The following is a 20,353-nucleotide window of genomic DNA, read 5'->3' on the forward strand; positions in this document are numbered from 1 at the left end:
CTTTCTCCTCCGATTGAAAAGAAAATAGGCACCTTTCCCGACTCTTTTCATATCATAAACCATCATGATCTAAAAGGAGGCTGGCAATATCATGTATTACGGTTATTATGACTACTCGCCATATGACATGCGCCAAAACACAAGGATCATTGCAGACCTTGAAAAGGCCATCAATGGCGAATATTCTGCGATCCAATGCTATGAAAAACTTGCACAAAAAGCAAAAAATCCTGAAGCGAAAAAAATCATTCAAGAAATACGTCAGGATGAAGTCAGACATTATCAGCTATTTACAAAGCTATACTATTCTTTGACTGGTAAAAACCACAAACCAAGCATAACAGAGCCTTGTCCAGACCAATTTAGGGAAGGTCTCTTATTTGCCTTTAAAGACGAACAAAAAACAGTCGATTTTTACTTAACGGTATCAGACTATGTCCGTGATCAAGGAACAAAGGAATTAATGAAGCGTATTGCTCAAGATGAACAGCAGCATGCCGTCTGGTTTCTATATCTTTTAACGCACCATGTTTCTTAGTTACCCCTATTTTAATAGGAGATCGTATGTTCCGTCAAAAAATGAAATTGCTTTTTTGCTCATTCAATATGTGAAATAAAGGGCTGTCATCATCAAAACGCCTCTTCACTTTTCCTTTTTTAAGGATAAAACGACCTTTTGACCATAAAAAAACTCCTCTGCTACAAATCGCAGAAGGAGTTTTTTGTTATTTAATGAAATTTTGCTTCATTGCTTTGCTGCTGTTGTTTTAACAATCCATCAATCGATAGCATCTTGCTGCCACTAAGTGTCAAGTAAAGCGCCATGACCATTAAAGAAAGTTCAAATTCATAACCGCCCACAAATCCTCTTGCAAAACCAACTGTGATAATGGCTACAGCCATAATTGGCACAAATAAAGCTGCGAAAAGACGTGTGCCTAAACCTAGAATCAGGGCAATTCCACCAACCAGTTCAATTGTTTTGACAATATAGGCCATAAATTCTGGGACACCAATTTGACCAAAAAATGCAGCAGTGCCTCCTAGTCCACCTTGATATGCTTGAAGCCCATGTAAAAAGAAAATAATGCCTAAGATGACGCGTACAAAAAGTGTTCCTATTTCTTGATTTGTTTTCATATAGTGATTTCCTCCCATTTTTACACTACATCATGTAATGTTCATTCGTAAAAAAAATTAGTAATTTAAGTTGAGCATAATCATTAAGACCAGCATGAGGATGGTTGATGTCACAATTGGGATAAGTGGTACATTGAACGGTATGTTGTATGTTGGGTTTAAGATCTTTTGGATTCTTAAATTCAATGCTCGGTCTCCAAAGGACACGGCAAATTTCGTTTGTTTTTGAAACTGGGTTCTATTTTTAATGAGTTTCAAAAGGGCTTGCCCTACTCCAAGCTCAGTCCCTGTCTGCTGAATGGCATAGTCATCTGCAATGACTTCACGAAAAACGGAGTAACTTTGTCTCATATGCTTTAACACAGGAATGTACCAAATCACTTTTGTGAGCATAGAGAAAGCGAAAGTCTTTAAAGGATCGTAGCTGTATTTGTGATGTAATTCGTGATAGACAACAGCATCGATTTCCCCTTCATCCAGCATGTCTATAAGCGCTGTTGAGAGATACACTTTTGGCCGAAGCATCCCCATTGCGAAAGCAAGCGGTTCATGGCAATGAAACACAATGATCTCATTTCTATAATTGTCTGATAGACTTTGCGTTGAATGTTGATCGACTGCCATCATCATATTTCTTTTGAAATGAAGATACTTTCTGACCTGCTTTGTCATATAGAAAACGGCAAAACCAAGCGTATACAAGACGAACGCATCCAGAAAATACTTTAAAGGAGTGAATCCATAAAATTCGAGAACAGATTGACATACATGGATCAGGTTATATGCTTGATTCCAGCCAAAAAAGCTTGAGAGTACATAATAGCCCATCTGGTAAAAGATCACTAAGCCAATCAATATACCGCCTAAAAACAGCAGACTCGACTTCATTTTAATCATGTCGTTTCTCCTCTTTTTTGGATGCAAGCCTTGCTTCGAGTACCTTCAGTAATTCAGGATCAGCACTTTCAATTGCGTCCACCATATGATTGACTGCAAGGGGGCCGAAATCATCCATCAGTCCTTGAGTAATCCATTTCGTTTGCTCATTTAGAAATTCTTCTTTTGTTAAAACAGGGTTATAGATAGATGAACGCCCTTTTGTTTTCTTTTCCACAATTCCTTTTTCGGTTAATCGATTGAGTACCGTCATGACCGTGTTGAAATTAATTGGCTTCTCATCTGACAGCTTCTGCTGTACCTCTTTAATCGGCATATCCTCACCTTGATAAAGGATCTCCATAATCCTTCCTTCTAAAGGACCGAAAAAGCGGTTCAATCCCTTTTCGTTATATTTAAAAGAAGGAATTTTCATGTCATCACCTCACACTAAGCATTGTAGTGTAATTGAAAATGATAGTCAACAGATAACAAAAATAGGGGAAAATCGTTGTATATTGTATTTGTTTTTGGCGAAAATTATATGTCATTTATATCAAAAAAATCTCTTTTCTAACAGAGTTAACCATAAGATAATCTTATGAAAATACTAAAAAAATTCGTATTTTATTTATAGAGACTTTTGTATTATAGTGAAGATAACAACATTTCACTTACTGAACAAATATACAGGAAGAAGGTTTATACGTGATGAAGCAAGGAAACAGCCTTCGAACCGATCTCATTTTGATTGCGGTAAGCGGTTTAGGTGGATTCCTTTTGTCTCTAACAGGGATGTCTATCGGCTGGATGATTGGCACATTAATGACAGCTGCATTTATTGCCCTGCGCCGTCCCGCCCTGTTTCAGCGTAAAGGAAAGAATACCTTACGTATTCACAGCAGATGGCTACTCCTTGGTCAATTCATTCTCGGAATCGAACTAGGACAAAAAATGAACATGAAAGTCCTTCACATTTTCGCTGAAAATTGGCTTCCCGTGAGTTTCATGCTCGTTTTTTCTATTTTATTAGCCATGCTCTCCGGGTTTGTCTTATGGAAGCTGAGTAAAACAGATATGCTGACCAGCTTTGTAGGCACTGCCCCCGGCGGTCTTTCCGCTATGCCGGGCATCGCCCAAGAGGTTGGAGCAAATACAGCTGTAGTGAGTCTTGTACAAACGATACGCGTGTTAATGGTCGTACTGACCATTCCATTTACGGTATTTTATTTAAATACAAAAAGCCAATCAGATGTGGTAGTCGCCCAAGGCAGCGCCTTCTCATCAGGCGTTTTCACAATATCAAACATTTCTTGGACTGCTGCACTCATTTTAGGGGCATGGCTGATGTCACGCCTAGCCGTGCGTCTTCACTTTCCCGCCCCTTGGCTGATCGGCAGTATGTTAGGTGTGGCGGCTCTCCAAGTAGGGGCAGGCGCCTTGACAGGTCATGATTTGATTCCTTACTGGCCAGCCCAAGCGAACATTGCGTCACAAGTATTTCTAGGGGCAACCATCGGGTCAAAAATGAATAAACAAATGTTTGTCGGGCTAAAAAATACCTTGATTGTGGCCGTCGTCAGCTCAGCCGGATTGATTGCTGCGACCGTTCTCAGTTCAATTGCCATTGCAGAAATAACAGGTATTTCTGTCATTACGGCCATTCTTGCTTTTTCGCCTGGCGGTATTGCGGAAATGGCCACAACAGCTGTTACACTTCATGAGGATTCCACATTTGTTGTGGCTGTACAAGTCGTCAGAATTATTTTGGTCATCGCCATGCTGCCACCGTTTTTTCGTTTCTTACATCATGTCTGGGCAAAAAGACAGACTGATTATAAAGCCGCTAAATAAAAAGAGCCGCTTTGCATAAGCAGAGCGGCTTTCAGATGGTCTGACAACGGGCTAAAATGATGTTGATTTTAGCCCGTTGTCTTCTTTTCAGCGTGATAGAAAACCTTTGCAGTCTAGGAAGGTCGAGCACCAGAGCGGAGCGAATTTGACATTCGTGAGCACTGGAGCGCAGACATGACAACGAATGCGAGGGTTTGTCTACACGCTGAGCCGCTTTGCATAAGCAGAGCGGCTCTTTTTTATTCATCATGATTCCTTTTTACACCGACTACTTGATCCTTTGAGATCGTTCCAAAATGCCGGCTGTCAAAGCTATGTATTCGATTATCTCCGATCACGAAGTAATGATTGTTTTGTATGTTCTGACGACCGGTGATGGCTTTCAGCTGAAAATCACCTGTTAGGACGTTGCCCATTTTATGTTTTTTCTGCTCTTTTAAATACGGCTCTTTCCATTTTACACCATCAACAAACAGTTGATCATCTTCATATTTGATTGTTTCTCCTGGAAGTCCAATGACCCGTTTGATCAAGATTTGATTTTTAGGGCCATGAAATAATACATAGTCAAACCGGCTAATTTTCGTGAGTTTTGGCGAGAACTTGTTAATTAATAATTCTGTTCCATCTGTAAATGTCGGGTACATACTAACCCCTTCTACTTTGTACGTGACAAACATGAAATTCTTTACTTGGAACAACAAGACGATGCATGTAATAATCATGAACCATAGCAATGGCTTCTTTTTCATTAAGAGCCTCCTTTGTCCTCACGCTGACTCATCCGAATATTCAACCTATTTTCTACTCTCTTTCCAACATACCATAATAAAGCAATGACTAGAACCGCAAAAACACTTCTTAACGGATTCTTTACTAAAGCTGAAATGTCATAGCCAATAAAACTAATAATAAAGAGCATGACACACTTCCCTGATAAAGCAGCTAATGAGAACTGCCAGACGCTGATTCTTGATAGACCTGCTACGACATTAACGGCAGCAGAAGGTGTAAAAGGAAAGCAGAGTAAAATAAATAACGGACCAAATCCCCGTTTTTCAACCCAAAGCATTAGCTTTTGAATAGAAGGGTGTCTGCTAATAAAGTTCAGCATCCTCATCTGTCCAAATTTTCTGATCAGTAAAAAGACAAGGATAGACCCTGCACTTGCACCAATCCAGGTCAATAAAAAGCCTTCCCATAGCCCAAAAGCATTTGCATTGGCCACCGCAAATGCCACGAGAGGTAAAAACGGTAGAAATGCTTCTATTAAAGGGAGTAATATAGCCACAATGGGTCCAAAAGCCTTGTAGCTTTCAAAAAATGATGTGATATTTTCATGAGTAAATATAGAAAGAAATAATGGCAACTTGTTTGACTCCTTCAAGGTTTGTCTATCTTTCATTTTACATGGAAAACATAAAAATATACAAATGAATCCCTCTCATCCCCCCTTGAGATTTTTTAACTCATCCGATATAATAAATAAGAACAAATGTTCTATAAATAAAGAAAGCAGGCATGGACATGACGAGATTATCAAGCGTACAGCTTCAGATGATGGAACAGGCCATCTTTCTTCCAATGGTCATCTCCATCCTCAATCGTGATTTGACGTACCTTAAAAAACATCAAACATTCAAACTAAATGAACCATATATTCAGCTAGTCACCTCTTCATTAAAAGAAGCACAAAAAGCCCTTTATCAACTGAAACAACAGTTACGTAAAGAAAAAATGAACGTACAGCAAATTGAACACGATGAAGGATTTACGACATATTTATTTCTGATAAATGGCTATGAAGAAAAGCATAAATATTTTAATCCCCGTATACGTCATCGTGTAGAGGAAATGCTCACCCATTATTTCCTCCATTCAGGAAAATAATATGGTTATATTTTACATTTATAGAAGGAACTCTTCAGTTTTTGGCGAATTGATTGTTATACCAAAAATTAGGAGGTTCCAACTCATGTTCAAAAAAATAACAGCACTCACCTTAGCAGCAGGATTACTTGTGCCAAGCACAGTGTCAGCATTAGAACCACTCCAAACAGGAAAACAAGCCCCAGCAGCATCTGCACAAATAACAAGTGTAGCCTATACAACGGTTTCTATCGTTGGAAAACGAGTGAAGTTTGAAGTGAAAGCACTCGAAAATCCTTTTAACATGAATTACTATAATCGAATTGCTTGGACGAGTACGGACGAAGAGCCAAGTGTATTCAATGACAATATTCTATCGGTCATTGTCGCTAAAAAAACCGGACAGGCTTATCAAGTCTTTTCATACGAAGCACTCACTTCGGTAAAGGACAAGATTGAATCAGGTCAAAAGGTGTATGGCTGGGCGCTTGCTTTAAATGGTGTGTGGTACCCAACGATGCCTGCAACCCTCTATTATTAAAAAAAGCCTGCCACAGCGGCAGGCTCTTTCTCCATTATGACAATTCGAGCTGTTTTCTCAGCTCTTGTCTCACTTCTTCTAATCCTGGTCCATCTAACTCAAAGTAATACACATTCCCAGGCTGGTAATCGTGCCCTTTTAACTGGATAGTATCCACTGATTTTAATGAACTCAGTAAAGGGAATAGACCGATCAACTGCTTCATGGATAAATTGGTGGAGACGTTATCCCCAAGTGTATCAATGATGTTGTCATAAGACGGTATGGAAGAAATGGATTTGGATTTTTCAAAGATGGCTTGAAGTGCTTCCATTTGGCGCTTTCCACGCATGAGATCACTATCTGCCTTTCTCGTTCTCACAAACGCTAATGCTTCTTCACCACTGAGCGTATGCGTGCCGGTTTCCACATGAACTTTTCCTTTCGAATCCTTTTCCATTTGTTTTGCAATGCCTTCATCTTCAATCGTTACGTCAATTCCATTTAGCTCATCGACAATGTCTTGAAACGCCTTAAAGTTTCCTGCAATCACATAGTCTACCGGGATGTTTAACAAATTCTCTACCGTTTTGACTGATAAATCTGCACTCCCAAACGCATGGGCGTGAGCAATTTTATCATATCCTCTCCCCGGTATATCAACATAAGAATCACGAGGAATACTTAGGAGCTTGATCGTTTTGTCTGTTCGATTCACCGTCGCCAGTAAGACCGCATCACTTCTTGCTTCGTCTACCGTTTCACCTGGACGGCTGTCAATCCCTAAGAGCAGCACCGAAAAGCTATCCTTTCCTGGATCAAAAGCTTTCACACGCTTTTGCGAGGTCTCTCCTCTTTCTAAAGATACTTGCGCTTTATTCGACGCTTTTGAAATTTTATAGTATGCGTATCCTGTGACAGATACTGCCATGATCATGACAAATGCCATGATAAACAGCACGACTTTCACCCAAGGTCTTAGCCTTCTTTTTGATCTTGTTTTCTCCTTCATCCTTTCCGAACCCTCACTCTATCTTAGTCTCACAATGTAGGTTCCACTATAACATATTTTGATGAAAGTTTCCTGCACGCAACATATTTTTATGTATCCACAATAAAAAAGCTGCTCAAAATGAGCAGCTTCAGATTGCTGACAAAGGGCTAAAATGAACTTGATTTTAGCCCTTTGTCTTCTTTTCAGCGTGATAGAAAACCTTTGCAGTCTAGAAAGGACGAGTACTGGCGCGGAGCGAATTTCACATTCGTGAGCACCAGCACGCAGGACTGACAAAGAATGCGAGGGTTTGTCTACACGCTGAAGCTGCTCAAAATGAGCAGCTTTTCATCCATTACTTTTGTTCAATTCCTTTTTTCACTTCATCAATCATCGCATTCAATGATTCAAGGCCGCCGCCTGCTAAATACCACATGTCAGAGTTTAAATACACCACATGATTGTTTTTAACCGCTTTGACTGATTTCACATAATCATTTTCAACAAGCTGTTTCGCAGACGTTTCTTCTCCAATCGCCGCGCCGCGATCCACGACAAATAAGTAATCTGGGTTCGTTTTGACCATATACTCATACGAAATGCTTTGTCCATGTTTATCAGATGGCTCTAGCTTTTGATCTGCTGGTGTGATCCCAAATACATCATGGATCAGACCATATCTTGACTTAGGACCAAATGCCGTCATTTTGCTGTCGTTCGCCATAATGACGAGACCATTTTTCTTTAACTCTTTTGCTTGTTTCTTTAATGCAGCCACTTTTTGGTCAATGGCAGAAAGTTCTTTTTTGACTTTGTCTTCCTTATCAAAAATCTTTCCTAATGTTTCAGCATTCTTTTTAAATGAATCCATATAGTTTGCATTATCTACATCCATATAAATCGTCGGAGCAATTTTAGAAAATTCATCAAATGCATCTGCTTGACGGTGCTGAATTATGATCAAATCTGGCTTCATCTCTGCAATTTTTTCAAAGTTTGGTTCTTTTAACCCGCCGACATTCTCATATTTGTCACTTTCATATTTAGATAAATATGTAGGGATCACTTGTTTTGGTAAGGCTGTCACGTTGACACCAAGCTTATCAAGTGTATCGAGACTTCCCATATCAAAGACGACGACTTTTTTCGGGTTTTTCTTGACCTTCACACCGTCTTTATTCAACATATCCTTTACTGTTACGGTTTCCTCATTCGTTCCCGCTGTGTTCCCTTGGTTACCACAGGCAGCAAGGACAGCAATCGCTGTTAGTACTGTTATCATCCAAATCCATTTTTTCATGATTGATCACCTCTTCATTTTTTTAAGAAAAATATAAGCAAATACGCTCACCACGAATGACTTCGATCGGTATGCGCATGTCATAAATGTGTTCAAGTGCTTCTGTTTGAATCACTTCATCAACGCTTCCTTCTTTGATCACCTGACCTTCTTTTAAGGCGACGATGTGATCTGAATAGACAGATGCAAAGTTAATATCATGGAGAACAACAACAATCGTTTTTCCAAGATCTTTCACGAGCTGCTGAAACAGCTTCATCATTTCAACTGAATGGTTCATATCTAAATTATTTAAAGGCTCATCTAAGAAAATATAATCCGTATCCTGAGCCAGCACCATGGCAATAAAGGCTCTCTGCCTTTGTCCGCCGCTTAGTTCATCTAAATATTGATGCTGGATTTCGACGAGTCTCATGTATTGAAGCGACACATCTATCATGTTCTCATCTTCTTTTGTCAAGCGGCCTTGAGAGTAAGGAAAGCGGCCAAAGCTGACAAGCTCACGAACGGTCAAACGCACACTCATGTGGTTCGACTGCTTCAAGATGCTCATTTTTTTCGCAAGCTCCTGAGGAGAGTACGCACGATAAGGTTTATCCTCTAAATAAGCTTCCCCAGTATCAGGTTGAATCAGGCGGCTCATGATGGACAAAAGCGTACTTTTGCCTGCGCCATTTGGACCAATGAGAGAGGTCAGCTGTCCTTTTTTTACACTGACAGTTGTTTCGTGAAGCACTGTTTTTCCGTTATATGTCTTACTGACTCCCTTCATCACGACCATGAACGACTCTCCTTTAAAAGTAGATAAATAAAATACAGTCCGCCGACTAAATCAATCAGCACACTAAGCGGTGTTTGAAACGTAAATACCTTTTCCACAAGAAATTCCCCGCCTACAAGCGCAATGACACTAATGAAAAACGAGCCTAATAGCAAGTACGTGTGCCGATATGTACGAAACAGCTCTCTTGCCACATTGACAACGAGTAAGCCAAGAAACGTAATCGGGCCGACGAGGGCCGTCGCAATCGAAACAAGGACGGCAATGACGATCAGCATCTTTTTTGTGATCCCGTCATAGTCAATCCCGAGATTCACAGCCTGTTCCTTTCCTAATGACATGACATCTAATTTCGCGCGGAAGGTCCATATATAAAGACAAAGTGCCGCAAATAAAAGAGAAGCGAAGAGTAAAATATCTGTGTTCATGTGATTAAAGCTGGCAAAAGACTTGTCCTGTACGACTTGGTATTCATTCGGGTCAATGAGCATTTCCATAAAGGAAGAAAGACTTTTGAACAATGTTCCAAACACAATCCCGACAAGCAGGAGTAAGAAAATATGCTTGTTTTTGCGCTTGAACATGACCGTATAGAGCAGCACAGAAAAAAGAATCATTAATCCAACGCAGAGAAAGAAATTCAGATTCTTATTCGCGATCATCATATTGGTCGATCCAAAAAGATAAATAATCGCCGTTTGCAAAAACAAGTAAAGCGCGTCTAACCCTAAAATGCTTGGCGTTAAGATTCGGTTATTGGTCAATGTTTGAAACACAACAGAAGAAAAGGCAATCGCGCCTCCTGTCAAAGTCATGGCAAGCACCTTTTTTAAACGGCTCGGCACTGTGTACTCCCAGTACCCCATTTGAAAGGTGACGAAGATGACAACGAATACGGCTGCAATGGCTGCAATGAGAAATAATGTTCGTTTCTTATGCATAGCGCTTCCTCCTTAATAACATGTACAGGAAGATCGCACTTCCAATGATGCCGACCATAAGCCCAACAGATATTTCATATGGATAAATGATCACTCGTCCGAGCACGTCACATATGAGCACAAAAATGGCCCCTAATAAAGCCGTATGCGGCAGGCTTTTTTTCAAGTGATCACCTCGGTAGATCGATACAATATTCGGAATGATTAAGCCGAGGAATGGCAGCATGCCAACAGTCAAAATCGTTACAGACGTAATCATCGAAACAATCACCAAACCAACTGCCATGACACGTTTATACGTTAAACCTAAATTGACGGCAAAGCTCTCACCCATACCAGCCACTGTAAAGCGGTCAGCATATAAATACGCGATGATCAATAGAGGAACACTCACATAGAGCAGTTCATAACGCCCCTGAACAATAAGAGAAAAATCCCCTTGCAGCCATGCGGATACGTTTTGGATCAAATCATATTTATAGGCTATAAACGTGGAAATTGAACTAACAATTCCGCCAAACATTAAGCCGACTAACGGTACGTAGATCGTATCGTTCACCTTAATATGGCGTAAAATTTTTAAGAATAATAGATTGCCAGCTAACGTAAATAAAAACGCAATCGCCATTTTCATCAGCGGGCTTGCCTGTGTAAAAACAAGCATGGCGGTTAAAATACCCAGCTTGGCCCAATCCATTGTTCCTGCAGTCGTTGGAGAGACAAATTTATTTCTCGTCATGCTTTGCATGATAAAACCGCATAAGCTCAGGCTCATGCCAGCAAGCACAATACTCATCAGCCGCGGGATGCGACTTGAAAATAAGGTGTTCATTTGTTCATCTGATAGATGAAACAACTGTAAAAGAGACAGGTCCTGTACCCCGACAAACAGCGACGCACATGCCAAACACACAAACAACAAACTTAATTGGTACAACTTCATACAGGGTTCACACTTTCTATCAAGCTCTCTGCCACAAATGATTATCATTATCAATTAAGCGACAGTTCATATATTATCATATTTAGTGAAATATTCAATAGTAGAATGAGGGTGAAAACCGCATAAAAAAAACAGCTTTTGGGATCAGCTGCTTTTTTACGCTTCAATATTCAATTGAAACTGCCCTTGCAGTTCCTCTTCAGCCTCTTGAAATAACTGCCGCAAATTCTCTGCATAATCACCAAGCTCGTCTTTGCTTGCTTGATAATGAATCCACGTGAGCTCTAAAGGCAAGCTCACTTCTCCTGTTAAACAGTCCCAAAGGGCATCAAGATTTTTGCCGTAATGATCAGGAAGTTGTAACACTGTTTTTAGTTGATCATGAAGCTCCTCTTGTGATCTGCACATCGCACCATTTAGCTGTACTTTTTTCATTTCCCTCCCCCTCTTCTGTCTTTATTTTAAACGAATTGGAGAGGAAAGAGAAAGAATCCATTTCACTTTTGCCTCTCTCTGAAACTTAAACTAAGTAAGATCAGGCAGGCAGCCAGCACGAGCATGAAAAAGAGCGTTAACACTGTCTGAGTACCGTACATATCAGCAAAGAGACCAACGAACACACTTGGTATGCCAAGACCTAGATACGCAAACAAGTAATATCCAGCAACGGCTCTAGCCGCTTCCTTCTTCCCTTTCTCAACAATCAGCTGGAGACCGCCTAAGTAAGTAAATCCATAGCAAGCTGTGCCCGCTAAAAGAGTTCCAGCAAGGACAAGGAAAATGGACCCGCTATTAGCACCGAATAACAACAGGCCATATCCACACGGAAGACAAATAAAACCGATACGAAGCGCTGCACTGCTATTCATCTTTCGGACAAAAGGCTGCATCAGAACACCTGCCATATTAATAAAAAACAGCGCCGGGCCTACCCACAATTCATAGCCATTTAATTTAAGCTGTGCTGGCAAAATCGAAATGACAAGACCGCACACAGACCATGCGATAGCAATGGCTATGTTCGCAGGCATTGTCCCTTTTGGAAACCTCGGCATGTTCATTAGCGGTTTACTTGCCTCCCCTTGTACAGGCGGCACCAAAAAGAATACAGCAACAATCGTCAACATAATCAAGACCAACACAATCCAATAGCTAAGAGGCGTCAGTGACACTTGCTCAAAAGAAAGAATCGCTGTAAAAAGAGCACCTCCCCCAAATCCAATCGAACTGCATAATGCGATAAACGTTGGGATCCAGCCCGATTTCTCTGGATATAAAGCAATCAAGTAGGCAGTACATGTGCCAACACTTAACCCAAGTCCCACTCCTTGCAGCAGCCGGGCGACAAAGAGCATTTGTATGGTCGGATGCACGATCATGAGCAGGGTGGCACATAATGAAAAGCAAAGTGCGATCAATAAAATCGGTTTTCGTCCTGCCCGGTCAGACATGCCGCCAAGTAACAATAATACTGGAATCAGTCCGAAAACATACGCAGCAAACACAAGGGCTGTTGACGCCTTTCCGTATCCTGCGTGCTCTGCATATTCCGTATAAAGAGGGACTTGCAGGTTCACTGCTGTTGTAATCATAAAAAGGCTAAATAAAACGAACACAAACGGAATCATAGATAGCTGTGCTGTTTCTTCTTTTGATGCAGGAATCATGGGACTCTCTCCTCTGTGTAAATGATATGAACCAGTGTACACATCATTTGGATTTCTTCCCACATCCAAAAATGAAGCTATTGACCAGTCCATAATTCCATGTCATCATCATGATGACATGACAAAGGAAAGAAGGTGCACTGTGTACATTCATTTAGACCGTTCCAGCTCTATCCCGCTCTGGCAGCAAATCGTCAATGGCATCATTCAAAAAATTCATACAAACACACTGAATCCTGATGATCAGTTGACTCCGTCAAGAGTATTAGCACAAGAGCTCAACGTATCTCGATCCACCGTACAGCTTGCCTATGATGAACTGCTGGCAAGAGGCTATGTCAGCACCTCTAGAAGAGGCGGAACAAAGGTCATTTCAAGTGATCACAATGCTGCTTCTCCCCCACATCAAAACGAACCGCCTTTTGCACTTCCGACAAGACCTCACTTTGACGAGGCTGAGAAACAAATGGATCACTGGCTCTCGGCCAATCAATTTCATGACACACTTGAGATTGATTTCCGCCATCAAGAACCAGCCATCGACGACCATTTTCAAAACATATGGAAACGCTCGCTTCTAAAAGCATTACAGCGCTTAAATATGAAAGATTGGGGCTATTCTTCTCCGCATGGATTATGGGAAGTGCGTTCAGAAATTCGCCAATACTTATCGGTTGAACGCGGCATTGATATAGAAGAAGACCAAATGGTGTTAACAGGGGGCACACAACAAGCCATTGACTTGATTTCACAAGTCATGCTCAAAAAAGGAGATACAGTCGCTGTTGAAGATCCTGGTTTTCCTGGAGCTAGGTTGTCCTTTTTACATCGCGAAATGACTATTTACCCCACACCAGTCGATGAAGAAGGAATGATGGTGAATACATTGCCAGAACGTACAAAGCTGATCGCTGTAACGCCCTCTCATCAGCGGCCAACTGGTGTCTGTATGAGCGTCAATAGAAGACGGGAGCTGCTGCAGTTTGCTGCGAAGGCTCAATCTTACATATTGGAAGATGATTTTGATGGGGATTATCGTTATCATGGCGGACCGCTTCCTTCTTTATTTTCAGAAGCACCCGATCATGTGATCTATATTGTCAGCTTTTCCAAGGTACTTGCTCCAGGCATCCGCCTTGCTGCCATCATCGGCTCCAAAGCAGTCATTAAAGAAATCGCTGCACTGCAATCACTTATTCAAAGACAGCTGCCGATCATGGAGCAAATCACTCTTGCCTCTTTTTTCAGAGAAGGAGAGTTTACGCGATATGTCAGGCGGATGAGACAGGTGTATAAAAAACGGCAGGCAGCGATGATGGATGCTCTTTTGACACATCACTTTGACAAACACTTCCGTTTATATGGAACCGATACAGGCCTTCACGTCTTTTTGGAAGGAACATCAGACTTTGATGAACAAGGCACGATTGAGGCCGCAAAAGCGGCAGGTGTCGGCATTTATCCATTAAGCCCCTATTGTTATGAAAGCAAAAGGAAAGGGTTGCTGCTTGGTTTTGCCTGTACGGATGAAGCCATGATTCAAGAAGGTGTACGCCGATTAAAGCAAACACTGCACATCTAAAAAAGCCTGGAAGTCTCTCTTCCAGGCTTTTCATTGTGATTGCTGAACGTTTCCCACTTCTTCAATGAAAGAGGCTGTCTCTTGCAATCCATCTTGAAAATGTTGAGTAGCTGACATAAACAGCTTTTCTTGATCAGGACGCTTTAACAGCTGCTCTACCTTGCTAATTCCTTTTTCAAATGAAGCAAGACCTGTCTTTAATTGTTTGTCTGCCTTTTGATACACAGCTGGCACTTCTTGATGAGTAAGCCCTTTTTGAATGACACGGTCGAATGCTTTCGTCGCTTTTGTCAATTTTTCATTTACTTGAATTTTTCCATGTCCATCCGAAATAAATTGATCGGTCATGTTTTCATATGCTTCATTTAACTCATCCATATAACGCTGAACCCATTGTTCATACGCAGCTTCTTTTGTGTTTTGTTTTGAAGGCGGCTGACCTGCTTGATTGCAGGCCGTGAGTAGTGTCACTGTCACGGTAAATAGCAGCATCAAATGCCATCGTTTTTTCATACAGGGCCCCCATTTCTCTTTCCCATTTGTTCATATCGGTCAAATATGATCAACTTTTACCTCATACGAACACCTTGTAAGAAATGACTTATTTTTATTGTAACAGACCGCATGTATCACTTCTGTGATTTATGCGGAAATGAATGAAAATCCTTCTAATGGTTCACATTTCCCTGCCATTTCATGATGATACAGTCAATAGACGACGAGAAAGGCACATTTGGTTTCAATCTATTTCATCTTCGTCATTTTTTCTCAAATAAAAAAGACCCCTTTCGGCGCCTTTTCCTTAGATGTATGGATTTCAAATGATGATCTTTCTTGAATGGAAGCTACCTTATATTCTGCTCTGCATAGCGGCAACACCCTCTATGATCCTACCCATTTATTGCAGCTTTCCTTTACAAGCAATCTCCAGCTCTTCTACCACCTTGCCATCTTGAATGAGGTATGCTTTTTCATGAAGATTCACAGCAGGACAGATGTGATTCGGAATCATTTGCACCTTCTCACCAATCTGTACACTTTGACGAAAGCCTTCATGATAGATAATGGCATGCTCGTCAAATACGTTTGAAACAAATACATCATCATATTCTTTCACTTTGCCTAAGCCCTCTGTTTTGGTCAGCCCTTTTGTACGCGTTTGTGCCGTCAGCCCCTTGGCCCCTACATCTGTAATCACCCGGCGCTCTGTCGGTTTACTAATGACCGTCGTCAGCACAGATGCTGCACAATGTGAATATGTGCCGATTACATTGGACTGGGAAGCATCCATCAAGATGTATGTGCCTGGCCGTATTTCAGTGACTCCTTTTGGAATATCAAATTGAAATAAAAATGGCGGTGTTGATCCAATACTGACGACCTCTAGCGGCATACCAGCTTCTTCTGCAATCTGTGCAAAACGGAGCGTTCGATTTACAGCCTCCTTGTATAATGTCCGGCAATGTGCTTTACTTTCCGCTTGATACGTATGACCATCATGAGAAAAAATCCCCTTTAAATGAACGGCATCACTTGTTTGAATCGCCTCCAATATGTGGCAGAAATCACGTTCTTCAATGACACCAGACCTTCCCTCTCCAACCTCTATCTCAATTAAAACCTCCGCTTTTTTCTCTGATTCACGAAAGACTTGCTCAATCTGCTTCACATGCTCAACACAATCTATACCGAATGAAATCTGTATCGACTCTGCCAGTTTACGAATCCGCTTGAGTTTAGTCTCACCTACAATTTGATTGGCGATAAAAATATCTTTGAGCCCATGGGCTGCCATTACTTCAGCCTCTCCTACTTTCGCTACCGTAATGCCAGATGCACCTTTCTCTTCCTGCAGCTTGGCAAGTGCAGGCGTTTTATGCGTTTTCGTATGAGGGCGCAATTTGACATGCTGACGGTCTGCGTATTGCTGCATCGCCGCTACATTCTCCATCATCACCCGTTTATCAATGAGTAGTGCCGGCGTATCCAGTTCTTCATACATCATCCCCATGACCCCTTTCATTATATAAAAAATTATACGATATAGATAAATTATATATTTTTTTATACGATAATCAATGGTTTTTTCTGCAAAAAAGTGATGGCGATGAGTAAGCAGTCCAGCGGCTGTCTGCCGCTGGTCTCTCACTAATAACGATTACGAAGTTCTCTTAAGATAAAATCATACACAAGGTTGAGCTGCTGTTCCTTTGGATACAGCATAAATTCTTGTTTCTTAGGAAGACCTCCATCAAGTCGATCTTGAAATTTCGTTCGGAGATACGCTGTTCGGTGTACCTGACTCTCAAATGACTTATATGAGACATCTAGTTTGACCGATTGCTCATTTGTAAAAGTAACAACCGTGTCTCCGAGGGATGATTCCTGAAAGATATGAATGTATTTGTGGGAGATCCATCCGCATTGAGGGCGGTTGGATGAATAGGTTGGGAAGAAATACAGATGATTGGATGAGTCAATCACGATGGGAGGCTTGTGTGATATACCTGTTACTTCATATGTTCCCGCTTTTCTGCCTGCATAGCTTGAGCCAAAGAACCTGCAACTACGTTCTATAATTTGCAGCGGCTTTAATTCAACGTAAAAGCTTGTCTCTCTTTCGATCACTTTTGAATATACTCGTTTTCCTTCTTCAACCGGAAGGACCGCCATTGTTGTTTGATTAATGACGTATGAATCTAATGGTGTTTCACTAATTCCTGACACTTCATTTCCTCCTGTGTTAATTTTTGGTTATTTTAGATACTATTAATCTATCACCAACGTATAAGAAACGACAGGATTTTTTCAATATTTATTTAAAATTATCTTTTTATCATGTTATTTAGTACATTCGATCTATCTAAAAGCCATTTTTAAAGATATATCGCATCTTGTCGACTGGACAAGGGGTGTCGATATGGCTCAAAAATAAATTGTCTAAAAATTATAAATTCTTGTTGATTTTTTCTCCGCCAATCCATATACTATAAAAAAGGCATCGGGGGGATTCTTTATGAAAGAGAAAAAAACGTATGCTGAGCTCATGAAGTCCCGCAACACCCAAAAAACCGAAGAGAATGGCGTTACTATTTTAGACATTTATATTCAAATGGTTTTAGATGAGGCGCTTTATAAACAGCGCTTAACCTTCCTTAGAGAAGAGATTGACAAGGCTCTAGATCAGCGTGATGAAAAGCGTTTTAATGACCTGTCAGCTCAATATGCAGAACATTGCTTACATCAATCATGATGATTTTACTTGCGGCAGAGAGACAGAAACTTGTCTCTTTACCGCAAGTTTTTTGTTTTTATCCATTTAATATGGTTCCGCCATTCACATGAATCATTTGTCCATTCATATAAGAAGAGTCTTCGCTCGCTAAAAATAAATAACTCGGTGCTAACTCTACTGGCTCACCAGGCCGCTCCATTGGGACATCACCACCAAATTCAGACACTTCCTTTTCCGTAAAAGTGGATGGAATCAGCGGTGTCCAAATCGGTCCAGGCGCTACCCCATTTACCCGAATCCCTTGTTTGATAAGAGATAGAGATAATGATCTTGTAAACGTTACAACCGCCCCTTTTGTCGATGAATAATCAATTAAGGTTTCATGACCTTTATAAGCAGTGACCGATGCTGTATTAATAATACTGCTTCCTTTCTTTAAATGAGGGAGCACCGCTTTTGTTAAATAGAACATGGCAAATATATTCGTTTGAAATGTCCGAAGAAGCTGGTGAGAAGTAATCTGTTCAATGCTTTTTTGCGGATGCTGTTCACCTGCGTTGTTGACCAAAATATCAATCGAACCGAAAGCATCTTTTGTTTGTTTGACGACCTCGTGTGAAAAAGCTTCATCGCCTAGATCACCTGCTATTAAGATGACGCGGCCTCCCATCTTTTCAATATAGTCCTTCGTTTCTTCCGCATCACGATGTTCATTCAAATAAACAATCGCTACATTGGCTCCTTCTTTCGCAAATAAGACAGATACTGCTCTTCCAATCCCGCTGTCTCCACCTGTGACAATCGCCGTTTTCCCTGTCAGCTTTTTCCCTTGTACCTCTCGATCAAAGATAGGTCTAGGGTTCATTTTATATTCAAGTCCGGGACGTTCGTTCTGATGCTGAGGCGGTAACGTTTTCTTTGGCTGCTTTGTTGACACGTCAGACCACTCCTTCCTTTTTATCTCGTTTATTTTTATGTGTTGCTCATTTTTTTATGTATTTCGCTCTTGTTTTCATTAAAATGTATGATTTTCAGCATCGTGGAAAAATTATACACAATAAGTGACTGGAGGCGACAACATGGAACAAGAACATAAAGGATCGGAACAAGCAAAGTCGTTATGGCTAGCTGATAGTGTGAAGCCCTCTTTTCCTACTGTCAGCGAAGACCTTACAGCAGATGTCATCATTGTCGGTGCCGGTATTACCGGTATCGCTACTGCATTTGAAATGACAGAACGCGGACTGGATGTCATCATCATAGATGCTGATCAAGTATTGCAAGGAACCACTGGACATACGACAGCGAAAATTACCTCCCAGCATGATGTTTACTATCATGAGCTGATTCAGCATATTGGTATGCCGAAAGCCCGTTTATATGTAGAAGCAAATGAAAAAGCAAAGGAACTCATCCAAGCACGTGTGAAAGAGTATGGCATTGATTGTCATCTTGAGGTAAAAGATGCTTATCTTTATACAACAGAAGAAAACGGCGTCAAAAAGTTAAAGAAGGAATTAGATGCGTACAAACAGCTCGGTATCGATCGCGAATGGAAAACAGCGCTCCCGTTTGATGCTGGCATCAAGGCAGCCCTCGCCATGACGCAGCAGGCACAATTTCATCCTCTTTATTATCTTCATGCACTGATCGATCAGCTCATTGACCGAGGCGTGCGCATATTTGAACAGACAACGGCAGTCGATGTAAAAGAAGGAAAACACCCTGCTGTCATCACAAAAAGTGGCCATCATCTGATGGGGCGCTCTATCATTTCATGCTCACACTTTCCTTTTTACGATGGCAAAGGACTGTATTTCACGCGAATCCATCCTGAGCAATCTTATGTCGTCGCAGCCAAAACAAAAAAACCGCTTCCAGACGGCATGTACTTAGGAATTGATCAGCCTGCCCATTCATTAAGAACGGCAAAATTCCATGGAGAAGACGTCGTGCTCATCGGTGGACAAGGCCATAAAACCGGACAAGGCGGAGATGAATCCGCACACTATGAAGCACTAGAAAAGTTTGGTGAAGCCACCCTTGGTATAACGGAAGTCCTTTACCGCTGGTCCACGCATGATATGGTCACAATGGATCAAATCCCTTACATTGGCCGCCTGACATCACATCATTCGAATATCTTTGTGGCAACAGGCTTTAGAAAATGGGGCATGACCACTAGCCACGTAGCAGCGACACTGATCGGAGATTTGATCGAAGGAAAATCGAATCCTTACGAATCCATCTTTACTCCATCAAGACTCGTGTCAGACGCATTCGTAAAAGACTTTATCAAAGAAAACACCAATGTTGCAGCGAAGCTGATCAGCGGTAAATTAAAGCGAGCTGATCAAACAATTGATGATTTAAAACCGGGTGAAGGCGGCATTGTGTCTTATGAGCACAAAAAATGTGGCGCCTTTAAGTCTGAGGACGGCGATATCTTTCTTGTCGATACAACCTGTACTCATTTAGGCTGTGAAGTCGCGTGGAATAATAGTGACCGCACGTGGGACTGTCCTTGTCACGGGTCTCGTTTCTCCATTACGGGAGAAGTAGTAGAAGGTCCGGCTAAAAAACCACTAAAAAGGTCATATAAAGAACAGTAAAATTTCACTGTTTTCCCTTTAAAAAAACCAAAATTATCC

At 41.2% G+C, this 20,353-nt stretch carries 23 protein-coding genes; 7 read left to right on the forward strand and 16 right to left on the reverse strand.

Features of this window, described 5'->3' with window-relative positions; translation table 11 throughout:
- Positions 1-91 precede the first annotated feature (91 nt).
- Positions 92-538: a ferritin-like domain-containing protein gene (locus tag MHI20_RS15010; RefSeq protein ID WP_007499129.1), complete on the forward strand. Its 447-nt coding sequence runs from the start codon at positions 92-94 to the stop codon at positions 536-538.
- A 191-nt stretch (positions 539-729) separates the two neighbouring features.
- On the opposite strand, the gene MHI20_RS15015 is transcribed toward MHI20_RS15010, so the two are convergent.
- The 3 genes from MHI20_RS15015 to MHI20_RS15025 are packed head-to-tail and all read right to left on the reverse strand — an operon-like array spanning position 730 to position 2,452.
- Entirely contained in the window at positions 730-1,140 is a 411-nt protein-coding gene (locus MHI20_RS15015; RefSeq protein WP_008348626.1) for a DoxX family protein, read from the reverse strand.
- Positions 1,141-1,197: 57 nt separating this feature from the next.
- Positions 1,198-2,037: a M56 family metallopeptidase gene (locus MHI20_RS15020; RefSeq protein ID WP_025207106.1), complete on the reverse strand. Its 840-nt coding sequence runs from the start codon at positions 2,035-2,037 to the stop codon at positions 1,198-1,200.
- On the reverse strand, positions 2,030-2,452 hold the full coding sequence (locus tag MHI20_RS15025) for a BlaI/MecI/CopY family transcriptional regulator (protein ID WP_007499135.1): 423 nt from the start codon (positions 2,450-2,452) through the stop codon (positions 2,030-2,032). Before MHI20_RS15025 ends, MHI20_RS15020 begins: the two co-directional genes overlap by 8 nt.
- Before the next feature lie 275 nt (positions 2,453-2,727).
- Here MHI20_RS15025 and MHI20_RS15030 point away from each other — a divergent pair, with 275 nt between their 5' ends.
- Positions 2,728-3,870 carry an AbrB family transcriptional regulator gene (locus MHI20_RS15030; protein ID WP_007499137.1) on the forward strand — a complete coding sequence of 381 codons (1,143 nt, stop codon included), beginning with the start codon at positions 2,728-2,730 and terminating at the stop codon, positions 3,868-3,870.
- Positions 3,871-4,109: 239 nt separating this feature from the next.
- Here MHI20_RS15030 and lepB read toward each other — a convergent pair whose 3' ends face one another.
- Together lepB and MHI20_RS15040 are read right to left on the reverse strand one after the other, a co-directional pair.
- Positions 4,110-4,622 carry a signal peptidase I gene (gene lepB, locus MHI20_RS15035; protein WP_159145575.1) on the reverse strand — a complete coding sequence of 171 codons (513 nt, stop codon included), beginning with the start codon at positions 4,620-4,622 and terminating at the stop codon, positions 4,110-4,112.
- Entirely contained in the window at positions 4,622-5,239 is a 618-nt protein-coding gene (locus MHI20_RS15040) for a TVP38/TMEM64 family protein (RefSeq protein WP_017366969.1), read from the reverse strand. Before MHI20_RS15040 ends, lepB begins: the two co-directional genes overlap by 1 nt.
- A gap of 158 nt (positions 5,240-5,397) precedes the next feature.
- Between MHI20_RS15040 and MHI20_RS15045 the strand changes: the two genes are divergently transcribed.
- Both MHI20_RS15045 and MHI20_RS15050 read left to right on the forward strand, forming a co-directional pair.
- Positions 5,398-5,760 carry a hypothetical protein gene (locus MHI20_RS15045; protein WP_017360224.1) on the forward strand — a complete coding sequence of 121 codons (363 nt, stop codon included), beginning with the start codon at positions 5,398-5,400 and terminating at the stop codon, positions 5,758-5,760.
- 85 nt (positions 5,761-5,845) lie between these two features.
- Complete coding sequence (locus MHI20_RS15050; RefSeq protein WP_039167431.1) at positions 5,846-6,280, forward strand: hypothetical protein; 435 nt, start codon at positions 5,846-5,848, stop codon at positions 6,278-6,280.
- Positions 6,281-6,314: 34 nt separating this feature from the next.
- On the opposite strand, the gene MHI20_RS15055 is transcribed toward MHI20_RS15050, so the two are convergent.
- The 7 genes from MHI20_RS15055 to MHI20_RS15085 all read right to left on the reverse strand — a co-directional run bounded on the left by MHI20_RS15055 (position 6,315) and on the right by MHI20_RS15085 (position 12,885).
- Positions 6,315-7,271 carry an LCP family protein gene (locus tag MHI20_RS15055; RefSeq protein ID WP_007499147.1) on the reverse strand — a complete coding sequence of 319 codons (957 nt, stop codon included), beginning with the start codon at positions 7,269-7,271 and terminating at the stop codon, positions 6,315-6,317.
- Between the two features lie 337 nt (positions 7,272-7,608).
- Positions 7,609-8,553, reverse strand: a complete 945-nt coding sequence (locus MHI20_RS15060) for a siderophore ABC transporter substrate-binding protein (protein ID WP_340939496.1) — start codon at positions 8,551-8,553, stop codon at positions 7,609-7,611.
- Positions 8,554-8,575: 22 nt separating this feature from the next.
- On the reverse strand, positions 8,576-9,334 hold the full coding sequence (locus MHI20_RS15065) for an iron ABC transporter ATP-binding protein (protein ID WP_019743341.1): 759 nt from the start codon (positions 9,332-9,334) through the stop codon (positions 8,576-8,578).
- Positions 9,325-10,275, reverse strand: a complete 951-nt coding sequence (locus tag MHI20_RS15070; protein WP_045034717.1) for an iron chelate uptake ABC transporter family permease subunit — start codon at positions 10,273-10,275, stop codon at positions 9,325-9,327. Before MHI20_RS15070 ends, MHI20_RS15065 begins: the two co-directional genes overlap by 10 nt.
- Positions 10,268-11,218, reverse strand: a complete 951-nt coding sequence (locus tag MHI20_RS15075; RefSeq protein WP_017366964.1) for an ABC transporter permease — start codon at positions 11,216-11,218, stop codon at positions 10,268-10,270. Before MHI20_RS15075 ends, MHI20_RS15070 begins: the two co-directional genes overlap by 8 nt.
- A 156-nt stretch (positions 11,219-11,374) precedes the next feature.
- On the reverse strand, positions 11,375-11,653 hold the full coding sequence (locus MHI20_RS15080) for a barstar family protein (protein WP_041507495.1): 279 nt from the start codon (positions 11,651-11,653) through the stop codon (positions 11,375-11,377).
- Positions 11,654-11,715: 62 nt separating this feature from the next.
- The gene (locus MHI20_RS15085; protein WP_159145571.1) at positions 11,716-12,885 is read right to left on the reverse strand and encodes an MFS transporter; all 1,170 of its coding nucleotides are present in this window, start codon (positions 12,883-12,885) and stop codon (positions 11,716-11,718) included.
- A 142-nt stretch (positions 12,886-13,027) separates the two neighbouring features.
- On the opposite strand from MHI20_RS15085, the gene pdxR reads away from it, so the two are divergent.
- The gene (gene pdxR, locus MHI20_RS15090; RefSeq protein WP_281201498.1) at positions 13,028-14,467 is read left to right on the forward strand and encodes a MocR-like pyridoxine biosynthesis transcription factor PdxR; all 1,440 of its coding nucleotides are present in this window, start codon (positions 13,028-13,030) and stop codon (positions 14,465-14,467) included.
- A gap of 30 nt (positions 14,468-14,497) precedes the next feature.
- On the opposite strand, the gene MHI20_RS15095 is transcribed toward pdxR, so the two are convergent.
- From MHI20_RS15095 to MHI20_RS15105, 3 genes are all read right to left on the reverse strand, one after another.
- Positions 14,498-14,980 carry a hypothetical protein gene (locus MHI20_RS15095; protein WP_008348662.1) on the reverse strand — a complete coding sequence of 161 codons (483 nt, stop codon included), beginning with the start codon at positions 14,978-14,980 and terminating at the stop codon, positions 14,498-14,500.
- Between the two features lie 385 nt (positions 14,981-15,365).
- Positions 15,366-16,472: an alanine racemase gene (locus tag MHI20_RS15100; protein ID WP_193804204.1), complete on the reverse strand. Its 1,107-nt coding sequence runs from the start codon at positions 16,470-16,472 to the stop codon at positions 15,366-15,368.
- A gap of 143 nt (positions 16,473-16,615) precedes the next feature.
- Positions 16,616-17,194: a competence protein ComK gene (locus MHI20_RS15105; RefSeq protein ID WP_017366958.1), complete on the reverse strand. Its 579-nt coding sequence runs from the start codon at positions 17,192-17,194 to the stop codon at positions 16,616-16,618.
- A 289-nt stretch (positions 17,195-17,483) separates the two neighbouring features.
- On the opposite strand from MHI20_RS15105, the gene MHI20_RS15110 reads away from it, so the two are divergent.
- Positions 17,484-17,720 carry an IDEAL domain-containing protein gene (locus tag MHI20_RS15110; protein WP_008348804.1) on the forward strand — a complete coding sequence of 79 codons (237 nt, stop codon included), beginning with the start codon at positions 17,484-17,486 and terminating at the stop codon, positions 17,718-17,720.
- 58 nt (positions 17,721-17,778) lie between these two features.
- Here MHI20_RS15110 and MHI20_RS15115 read toward each other — a convergent pair whose 3' ends face one another.
- Positions 17,779-18,639 carry an SDR family oxidoreductase gene (locus MHI20_RS15115; protein ID WP_046343106.1) on the reverse strand — a complete coding sequence of 287 codons (861 nt, stop codon included), beginning with the start codon at positions 18,637-18,639 and terminating at the stop codon, positions 17,779-17,781.
- A gap of 142 nt (positions 18,640-18,781) precedes the next feature.
- Here MHI20_RS15115 and MHI20_RS15120 point away from each other — a divergent pair, with 142 nt between their 5' ends.
- The gene (locus tag MHI20_RS15120) at positions 18,782-20,314 is read left to right on the forward strand and encodes an FAD-dependent oxidoreductase (protein ID WP_163116413.1); all 1,533 of its coding nucleotides are present in this window, start codon (positions 18,782-18,784) and stop codon (positions 20,312-20,314) included.
- The last annotated feature ends 39 nt before the right edge of the window (positions 20,315-20,353 follow it).

The sequence above is a fragment of the Bacillus sp. FSL K6-1106 genome (assembly GCF_038005245.1).
Lineage (GTDB): Bacteria > Bacillota > Bacilli > Bacillales > Bacillaceae > Bacillus > Bacillus altitudinis.

Coding starts and splice junctions, on each gene's coding strand:
- MHI20_RS15010 (WP_007499129.1), top strand. CDS start 92: ATGTATTACGGTTATTATGACTACTCGCCATATGACATGCGCCAAAAC.
- MHI20_RS15015 (WP_008348626.1), bottom strand. CDS start 1,140: ATGAAAACAAATCAAGAAATAGGAACACTTTTTGTACGCGTCATCTTA.
- MHI20_RS15020 (WP_025207106.1), bottom strand. CDS start 2,037: ATGATTAAAATGAAGTCGAGTCTGCTGTTTTTAGGCGGTATATTGATT.
- MHI20_RS15025 (WP_007499135.1), bottom strand. CDS start 2,452: ATGAAAATTCCTTCTTTTAAATATAACGAAAAGGGATTGAACCGCTTT.
- MHI20_RS15030 (WP_007499137.1), top strand. CDS start 2,728: ATGAAGCAAGGAAACAGCCTTCGAACCGATCTCATTTTGATTGCGGTA.
- lepB (WP_159145575.1), bottom strand. CDS start 4,622: ATGAAAAAGAAGCCATTGCTATGGTTCATGATTATTACATGCATCGTC.
- MHI20_RS15045 (WP_017360224.1), top strand. CDS start 5,398: ATGACGAGATTATCAAGCGTACAGCTTCAGATGATGGAACAGGCCATC.
- MHI20_RS15050 (WP_039167431.1), top strand. CDS start 5,846: ATGTTCAAAAAAATAACAGCACTCACCTTAGCAGCAGGATTACTTGTG.
- MHI20_RS15055 (WP_007499147.1), bottom strand. CDS start 7,271: ATGAAGGAGAAAACAAGATCAAAAAGAAGGCTAAGACCTTGGGTGAAA.
- MHI20_RS15060 (WP_340939496.1), bottom strand. CDS start 8,553: ATGAAAAAATGGATTTGGATGATAACAGTACTAACAGCGATTGCTGTC.
- MHI20_RS15065 (WP_019743341.1), bottom strand. CDS start 9,334: ATGGTCGTGATGAAGGGAGTCAGTAAGACATATAACGGAAAAACAGTG.
- MHI20_RS15070 (WP_045034717.1), bottom strand. CDS start 10,275: ATGCATAAGAAACGAACATTATTTCTCATTGCAGCCATTGCAGCCGTA.
- MHI20_RS15075 (WP_017366964.1), bottom strand. CDS start 11,218: ATGAAGTTGTACCAATTAAGTTTGTTGTTTGTGTGTTTGGCATGTGCG.
- MHI20_RS15080 (WP_041507495.1), bottom strand. CDS start 11,653: ATGAAAAAAGTACAGCTAAATGGTGCGATGTGCAGATCACAAGAGGAG.
- MHI20_RS15085 (WP_159145571.1), bottom strand. CDS start 12,885: ATGATTCCTGCATCAAAAGAAGAAACAGCACAGCTATCTATGATTCCG.
- MHI20_RS15095 (WP_008348662.1), bottom strand. CDS start 14,980: ATGAAAAAACGATGGCATTTGATGCTGCTATTTACCGTGACAGTGACA.
- MHI20_RS15100 (WP_193804204.1), bottom strand. CDS start 16,472: ATGATGTATGAAGAACTGGATACGCCGGCACTACTCATTGATAAACGG.
- MHI20_RS15110 (WP_008348804.1), top strand. CDS start 17,484: ATGAAAGAGAAAAAAACGTATGCTGAGCTCATGAAGTCCCGCAACACC.
- MHI20_RS15120 (WP_163116413.1), top strand. CDS start 18,782: ATGGAACAAGAACATAAAGGATCGGAACAAGCAAAGTCGTTATGGCTA.